The organism is Bradyrhizobium sp. NAS80.1 (genome assembly GCF_001908205.1).
Lineage (GTDB): Bacteria > Pseudomonadota > Alphaproteobacteria > Rhizobiales > Xanthobacteraceae > Bradyrhizobium.
Window position 1 is genome coordinate 1 of sequence record NZ_LGHL01000290.1, and the last position, 7,756, is coordinate 7,756.

A 7,756-nucleotide genomic window follows, 5' to 3' on the forward strand; every position below is an offset into this window, starting at 1 on the left:
TCTGGGGCCTTCTCCACGAGCGCGCGAAGGTTCATCATCTCGTCGGTCATCGGTGGTTCCTCGAATCAGGTTGGTGTCAGCAACCCGACCCTACCGGCGAATTGCCGGTGACCACCGCAAAGCCGTCCGCCCGCTACGGCGCTATTTGAGGGCGCGCGTGCGGACGGCTTTGCTCCACCGAGCTACACCATCACTGGGGACACGACCGCGCCCCGCCCTTCTGCACGATCAACTCCGCTGCAATACTCCGCTAGCCAAAATGCGGTGGAATGCCAACCTCGAACGGGATAAGCCAAGCTCACGACTTCGTGCAGCGTCCTCAATACGAAAGTGAAGCGAGAACAACGTCATCAAACTACGCTAAACTGCGAGATTGCAGCCGGTCGCACTACTCCCCACTCAATCATTTCGGACGGCGTTTCGTTCTTGATTTATAAACACAATTCAGCACGTTCGACGGACAGATCCCGAACGGTATACCCGCCGCAATCTTTCGGTCTTGAATTCACAGAACAATTTGAGCCCCTCGCGCTGCTGGAGATTCCGATATCTATTGGGGTCAATCGACTGATCAATGCTGCCTGCGTAGCCAAGGTTGTTATCCAGCACCGCTGCCGCGCATCTCCAAGTACCGTCAGAGATCGGGAAAGCGCTGGCGAGTCGGTCGATGCCCTCGTGTTCGTCCGCCAATCCGCGCCGGCCATACTGGTCATTTTGCTCCAGAGTCAGCCCTCTCCAGGGGGTCGCCTTTTTGAGCCAAACCGGACCTTGGCGCCCATCTTGAGGTCGTCGACTGGCCCAACAGCGGACGTTTTCGATCGCAGCCGCATTTGGCGTCGAAACGCAGGCGGAGCCGCAGACTTCGTGATCGCCTCAGCCCATGAACTGCTCGACGAGACGCTCTTTGGATTCCGAGATCTCGCTGAGCAGATCACTTGGCGGACGGACGTCTCCTCCTTCATATCGCCGACGATCTGTCCGACGGGGTCCGTCTAGAATTCTTTTGCCCGGACTCGTTCCACCCGGGTACGCCCTTGGCTCCACCAAAGCAGTCCCTGAAGCGGAGCCCCCAGCGGTTCGGGAGCGCTCTCCGTCTCCCACGCATCGGTGAACGCGCAGCGCAAAGTCCGGCAGCTCTTTCCAGTGACGCTGCGGGTCAGCACCGCATCCTCCGAGCCTGCCGCGAACATCTTCTCCTTGATCTCTGGAATCACTTCGCTCTGCTTAGTCTTCAGCCAGATCGAACCGCACCAGGCACCCTCACATCCGAGCGCGAGGGCGGCAGCCAGTTGCCGACCTCGGCCGACGCCGCCGGCGCCGAGCACCGGCAACGGTGTGACGGCATCGACGATGCGTGGCCAGAGCACCATTGACGTCGTCGTTCCGGTATGGCCGCCGGCTTCCGTGCCTCCCGCGATGACAAAATCACACCCGACCTCTATGTGCCTGATCGCGTGCTTCTCGGCGCCGGCCATGGCTGAGATCTTGATCCCTTTGGCGTGAGCGCGCTCGACGAGCGAACGCGGCGGCGAGCCGAGCGCATTCACGATGAGCCTTATGGGATGCTCCATCATATCGATCATTTCGGCGCTTTCCCTCGGCGTAAACGTGAAGCTCGAAACCAGGTCGCGCTCGATACGGGCCGCCTCCGACGCGGCAGAGGCGGTATCCCGGCATCGTCGATGAGCTTGCGAACGAACGCGAGATGCTCCTAGGGGACCAGACGCTCCGGATCGAACTTAAGGTCGCTCGAGTCCTGGTAGGTCGTCGGCATGAGAACGTCGATGCCGTAGGGTTTTTCGTTGATGTGATCGTCGAGCCATTTGAGTTCCTCGCGGACTCTCTCCGGACTCATCCGCGCCATGCCGAGAACGCCGAAGCCGCCGGCCTTCGAGACCTCCACCACGACGTCCCGGCAGTGGGAGAACGCGAATACCGGCACATCGATGCCGAACATTTCGCACATTCGGTTTTTCATGTCGTGCTCCTCGTCATGGCGTTTCGTTCGATCGAACGAAACCGGTCGCCATCCCGTCGAAGGCGACCGAACTCCGAGCTCGCCCTCGATCGTCTCCTATCGCGGTTGCGCGGCGGCCGCGGTCTCCTTTCCGGCTGACGACTGGGCCGCGGTGCCGAACTCGATCTCCCGGTAGCCCTGGTCGGCGACGTCCCTGATGATGCCGACGAACTTCGGCGTACCGCCGTTGTAGACGAAGTAGCGCACGGTCCCCTCTTCGTGTCCGGCGACGTTGGAGTTGTAGCCCGTGAACCATCCCTTTGCTTTTCGCATCAGCATGATTTCGTACATCTTGATCACATGTCCGGTCCAACGCTCCTGCGCCTCGAGCGTGGCTTCGGCGCGCGTATAGCCGCGGTCCCATATGTACCGAAGTAGATCCGTGCACCAGGCGACACCGTTCTCGATGCCGCGCGGGAAGTTCGTCGAAGCGGACGCGCTCTGCGGCCCGGTCGGCATCAGGAGATTCGGGAAGCCGTGAACGAGCATGCCGAGGAAGGTCGAAGGCGCATGCTTCCATTTTTCCGCCAGCGACTCGCCGCCGATGCCACGGATGTCGATGAGATCGTAAGCGCCGGTGATGGCGTCGAAGCCAGTGGCGTAGACGATGATGTCGAATTCGTAGTCCCGCTCGGTGGTGCGCAGCCCCTCCTCGGTCGCGCGAACGAGCGGCGTCTCGCTGATGTCGACGAGATGCACGTTCTCGCGGTTGTAGGCCTCGAGATACCTAGTCTCCAGCGGAAGCCGCTGCACGCCAAAGCCATGATCCTTGGGGATCAGCTTTTCGGCCACCGCGGGATCGTCGACCCGTCGGCGCATGCGGTCGGCGATGTACCGCGAAAACTCGGCGTTGGCGGCCTCGTCCATGAAGATCTCGCGGTAATTCCCGAGCCAGATGCCGAAGCCCGGCTCGTCGTAGAGTCTGTCCCACAGCGCCAGTCGTTCCTCGCGCGTCGCTTCGTAGAATCCCTTGCTCTGGGGCCCGTGAAGGAAGCTGCCCGGCGTTAGCGCGCAGGCGGCGAAGATCTCGTCGAAGCGCGACCGGATGTCGGCCATCTCCGCGTCCGAGATCGGACCGTTGTTGAGGGGCGCATTCCAGTTCGGCCGGCGCTGGAACACAGTGAGGTCGCCGACCTTGTCCGCGATCTCGCCGATCAGCTGAATGCCGGTGGCGCCGGTGCCGATCACCGCCACCCTCTTGCCCGTAAGATCGACCGGCTCATGCGGCCAGTAGTAGGTGTGGAACGATCGGCCCTTGAAGTCGTCGATGCCTTCGAGCCGCGGCATGGTCGGCGCGGAGAGCAGGCCGATCGCCAACACCACGAAACGACACGTGAGCTCGCGACCGTCCGAGACCGTCACTCTCCACAGATCGTTCGCTTCGTCGAAGCGCATGGTCTCGACCCGGCAGTCGAACTGCATGTGTCTTCGCAGATCGAACTTGTCCGCGACGTACTCTAGGTAGCGCAAATTCTCGGGCTGCCCGGAAAAGCGCTCCTTCCAGTGCCACTCGTCGAGCAATTCGCGCGAGAAGGAGAAACCGTAGGTGTAGCTCTCGGAATCGAAGCGGCAGCCGGGATAACGGTTCCAGTACCAGGTGCCACCGAGATCGGCCGCCGATTCCAGGACGGTGGCATCGACGCCGAGGTCGACCAGGCGTTTGATCTGGTAAATGCCGGCGACGCCGGCCCCGACGACGATCACCTCGAAATGCGTTTTGCCTTCTCCCATAGTATTCGCTCCGACAGTTCGCGCTGCTTTTTGTTTTGGCCTAGGGCGGCAGGTCGGCTCAATCTCTCGCTCGCGCAGAAAACCTAGTGTCTATTCGGCGGTAGAGAAAGATGGCCGTCATCGCGGGGCGCGTCTTCGCGGAAACGGAATGCCGGCCATGTGCGCGGAAGCGCCACCATCGACGGGCAAGATCGCTCCGGAGACGTAGGACGCCTCGGACGACGCCAGAAACCGTATTGTTCGGGCGACTTCGTCGGCCGTCGCCATGCGCTGCTGCGGAAGTTCGATGGACGACGAGCCGCTCGCGAAGCTTTCGCGTATGTCCGACATCATATCGGTATCCGTCGGTCCCGGCGCGACGCAATTGACCCGGATTCCGTCGGCGCTGAAGTCGACCGCCCAGCTTCGCGTCAATGCCGCGATGGCACCCTTGCTCGCGGTGTAGGCGTCGGTCCGGGGAATCGCGCTGATCGCAGCCACGCTGGCGATGAGCACGATCGAGCCGTCCGCGCGCAGCCGCGGCCTGAAGGCCCGGACCGTCAACATGACGCCGGTCAGGTTGACCGCGATCGTGCGATCCCACGCATCCAGCGACAGCTTCGTCGCGGAGTTGTCGGAGGGCCGAAGATTGATCCCAGCCGCCGGCACCAGCGCGTCGATCGCCCCAATGGCTTCCGCGGCGGCGAGAAGCTCAGCTTCCTTCGTCACGTCGCACACGTGGTTCGTCACGCCCGCGATCGGACACTCCTTGCGGTCGATGCCGTGGACCTCCCAGCCAGCCTCGAGGAAGCAGGCGGCGGTCGCGGATCCGATACCACCAGAAGCTCCCGTCACCACCACGATCGGATTTGTCATGACGTCAAGCCCGCTTGCCTTCGTCCGGAAGGAACAGGCCGCCGAACTCCTGCCGAAGGCGGAATTTCTGGAGCTTGCCAGTCGCAGTTTGCGGAAGTTCGGTGCGGAACAGGATCTTCTTCGGCACTTCGAACGGCGCGAGGTTCTGCTTGCAGAACAGGATCACGTCCTCCTCGCTGGCGGCCGCGCCCGGCATCAGGCTCACCGCGGCGACGACCGCTTCGTTCCACTGGGGATGGGGTACCCCGAAGATGGCCGCCGTCCGGATCGCGGGATGGCCGAGCAGGCAGCTTTCCACCTTGACGGAGGAGACGTTCTCTCCGCCCGATTTCACGATGTCCTTCTTCCGGTCGACGAACAGGAGCAACGAGTCCCGGTCCATCCGGCCCAGGTCGCCCGAATGAAACCAACCGCCCTCGAAGGCGCGCGCCGTGGCCTCCGGGTCCTTGTAGTAGCCCTCCATCACCATCGGGCCGCGATAGACGATCTCTCCGACACTTCCGTCCTCGATCAGGGACCCGTCGTCGCCCATGATGGCGAGCTCGACGAGCGGCATGGCCCGACCCCAGTACGCCCCCTCCTTCGTGAACTGATACTCGGGCGCGAAGACGACGGTCGGCGGGTAGGCTTCGGTCTGCCCACTCGTCAGCGCGAATCGCGCGCCCAGGCGCCGCGACGCTTCCCGTAGCGTCGAACTGTCCATCGGAGCCATCGCGTAGAGGCAGAATCCGAGACTGGACAGATCGGTCGTGTCCAATCCTTGGTGCGCCAGCAAGGCCCGGTACATCGCAGGAAGCGCGAACATCCAGGTTATGCGCTCCTTCGGTACGGCTTCGAGCAGAGCGTCGGCGTCGAATCCGTCGAAGATCACGACGGTGCCGCCGCGCGCCAGCGTACCGCTACTGATCGAAAGCTGGCCGCAATGGAAGAGCGGCAGGATGGCGGTCGCCACCGAATGATCGTCGAATTCGCAGGCGAACGCATTGTGCACGGCGCCCGTGGTCACGTTGGTGTGCGACAGCATGGCGCCTTTCGGCGCCGACGTCGTGCCGCTGGTGTACATGATGATCGCGATGTCCCTGTCACCGACGGTCGTCTCGGGATCGGTCGACGGCTGCCCTTCGGACAGCAGCGAGAAAGGATTCGCCGGAGCCTGGCCGTCCGATCGTTCCCCGATGGAATAGATCCGGCTCAAGGTCGGCACCTGCGAGGCGATCTGCTTGAACCGTTCGTGTCTCTCCGGATCGACGAAGATTGCCGATACTTCGGCGTGGCGCAGCACGTGCACCAGGTCCGCATCCGGAAGCGCGGGGTTGGAAGGACAAAAGACCGCACCGGCCTTGGCCGCCGCGAAGTACAACGTGAAGAATTCCAGCGAATTCCTCGCGAGCGCGCCGATCCGCGCCCCGTTCCCGAGCCCGGCGGCGAGCAATCCGTGCGCGATGCGGTTCGTCTCCGCCTCGAACTCGCCGTAGGTGAGCCTCGCGCGCCCCATGACGACGGCGGTCTTGGCCCGGTGACGGCGCGCCCCGCGCCGCACGATGTCGCCGACGTTGACCCGCCGTACGATGTTGCTCGACTGATCCGGTGTCATGGGAGGACTCTCGTTGAGGGAGGCTCGGAAGATCAGGCCCGTTTGAACTGCGGTTTCCGCTTCTCGAGGAACGCGTCGATGCACTCGCGGTGCTCCTCGGAATGGAAGCATTCCTTCTCCAGCGCGAGCGACGTATCGAGCGTCAGGTTGACCGCCTCGCGCAGGATCTTGTTCAGGGAAGCCTTCGTCCCGCGCATGGCGAGCTGGGGTCCATCGGCGAGCCTCCGGGCCATCTTCGTCGCGGTCTCCATCAATCGGTCCGCTTCGACCACGTGATTAACCAGGCCGATGTCGTGGGCCTCCCTCGCGGTGAGCTTCTGCCCCGTCATGAGAAACTCCTTGGCGCGGGCCATCCCACAGAGCCACGGCCAGATGACGACGCCGCCGTCGCCGGCCCCGATGCCGGCCAGCACGTGCGTGTCGGCGATCGTGGCGGCTTCGGACGCGTAGATGATGTCGCTCATCAGCGCCAAGGTGGCGCCGAGGCCGGTGGCGGCGCCGTTGACCGCCGAGACGATCGGTTGCGGCACCTCGAGCATGTCGACGATGATGCGGCGCGCCTCGACGAATAGGCGATCTAGGGCCTCCTGCGTCATGTTCTTAAACCAGTCGAGGTCGCCGCCGGCCGAGAACGCCGAGCCGGCTCCGGTCAGGACGACGGCCCGCGTCTTCTCGTCCCGCGCGACGTCGGCCCAGAGCCACGACATTTCGGTGTGCATGCGCGCGTCGACCGCGTTCAGCTTGTCGGGCCGATTGAAGGTTACGGTCATCACGCCGCGATCGTCGTCAAACGTGATAAGGCGATACTTCGATTTCCATTCGCTCATTCTTCTTCCTCCCGGTTCGGGCGACTGGATCTCAGGATGCGAGAAAACCGCCGTCGACCGACAATGCCGCGCCGTTGACGTACGAAGAGACCGGAGACGCGAGCCACAGGGCGAGGGCCGCGACCTCGTCGGGCTTTCCGAGTCGGCGCGCTCCCGTCCGCCGGATCTTCTCCGCGAGGATCGCGTCGGGCACCGGCGCGTTTGGACCCACGACCAGCGGCGTCTCGATGTAGCCGGGACAGATGGCGTTGACGCGTATCCCCTTGCGTCCGTATTCGAGCGCGGCCGACTTCGTGAGACCGATGACTCCGTGCTTGGCGGCCGTGTACGCACTGCCGCCGGGCGCGCCCCGGACGCCGAACACAGATGCCGTGTTGATCACGACACCGCTTCCCTGCAACTCGAACCGACGGAGTTGCGGCTGCATGCAATTGAAGACGCCGATCAGGTTCACGTTGATGACGTGCCGCCAGTCGGCGGCGCCATAGTTCCCGACGAAGGCCGAGGGGCCGGTGATGCCGGCGTTGTTGAACGCGATGTCCAACCGGCCGAAGGACCGCAGCGCCTCGTCGACCAGTCCTTCGCACTGCTCTCCGTCGGTGACGTCGATCTGCACGAAGACCGCGCGCGCCCCCAGCTCCTCGACGAAGGATAAGGTCTCGGCGCCCCCTCGCTCGTCGATGTCGGCGATCACGACGCTGCAGCCCTCGCGGGCCCAGCCCAGCGCAGCGG

Annotated in this window: 7 protein-coding genes; all 7 read right to left on the minus strand. The window is 63.6% G+C overall.

Going from position 1 to position 7,756, the window contains the following annotated elements:
• Positions 1-992: 992 nt before the first annotated feature.
• Complete coding sequence (locus AC629_RS41745; RefSeq protein WP_084810468.1) at positions 993-1,583, minus strand: nitronate monooxygenase; 591 nt, start codon at positions 1,581-1,583, stop codon at positions 993-995.
• A 128-nt stretch (positions 1,584-1,711) separates the two neighbouring features.
• Entirely contained in the window at positions 1,712-1,978 is a 267-nt protein-coding gene (locus AC629_RS41750; protein WP_143199871.1) for a beta/alpha barrel domain-containing protein, read from the minus strand.
• A gap of 96 nt (positions 1,979-2,074) precedes the next feature.
• Positions 2,075-3,748 carry a flavin-containing monooxygenase gene (locus tag AC629_RS41755; RefSeq protein ID WP_084810470.1) on the minus strand — a complete coding sequence of 558 codons (1,674 nt, stop codon included), beginning with the start codon at positions 3,746-3,748 and terminating at the stop codon, positions 2,075-2,077.
• Between the two features lie 117 nt (positions 3,749-3,865).
• Positions 3,866-4,603 carry an SDR family NAD(P)-dependent oxidoreductase gene (locus tag AC629_RS41760; RefSeq protein WP_084810471.1) on the minus strand — a complete coding sequence of 246 codons (738 nt, stop codon included), beginning with the start codon at positions 4,601-4,603 and terminating at the stop codon, positions 3,866-3,868.
• Between the two features lie 4 nt (positions 4,604-4,607).
• Positions 4,608-6,197, minus strand: a complete 1,590-nt coding sequence (locus tag AC629_RS41765; RefSeq protein ID WP_168195723.1) for a class I adenylate-forming enzyme family protein — start codon at positions 6,195-6,197, stop codon at positions 4,608-4,610.
• A 32-nt stretch (positions 6,198-6,229) separates the two neighbouring features.
• Positions 6,230-7,024 carry an enoyl-CoA hydratase-related protein gene (locus AC629_RS41770; protein ID WP_084810473.1) on the minus strand — a complete coding sequence of 265 codons (795 nt, stop codon included), beginning with the start codon at positions 7,022-7,024 and terminating at the stop codon, positions 6,230-6,232.
• Positions 7,025-7,055: 31 nt separating this feature from the next.
• Positions 7,056-7,756 (minus strand): SDR family NAD(P)-dependent oxidoreductase (locus tag AC629_RS41775; RefSeq protein ID WP_084810474.1); only part of this gene is annotated, 701 nt, incomplete at its 5' end.

Coding starts and splice junctions, on each gene's coding strand:
- AC629_RS41770 (WP_084810473.1), bottom strand. CDS start 7,024: ATGAGCGAATGGAAATCGAAGTATCGCCTTATCACGTTTGACGACGAT.
- AC629_RS41745 (WP_084810468.1), bottom strand. CDS start 1,583: ATGATCGATATGATGGAGCATCCCATAAGGCTCATCGTGAATGCGCTC.
- AC629_RS41765 (WP_168195723.1), bottom strand. CDS start 6,197: ATGACACCGGATCAGTCGAGCAACATCGTACGGCGGGTCAACGTCGGC.
- AC629_RS41750 (WP_143199871.1), bottom strand. CDS start 1,978: ATGAAAAACCGAATGTGCGAAATGTTCGGCATCGATGTGCCGGTATTC.
- AC629_RS41755 (WP_084810470.1), bottom strand. CDS start 3,748: ATGGGAGAAGGCAAAACGCATTTCGAGGTGATCGTCGTCGGGGCCGGC.
- AC629_RS41760 (WP_084810471.1), bottom strand. CDS start 4,603: ATGACAAATCCGATCGTGGTGGTGACGGGAGCTTCTGGTGGTATCGGA.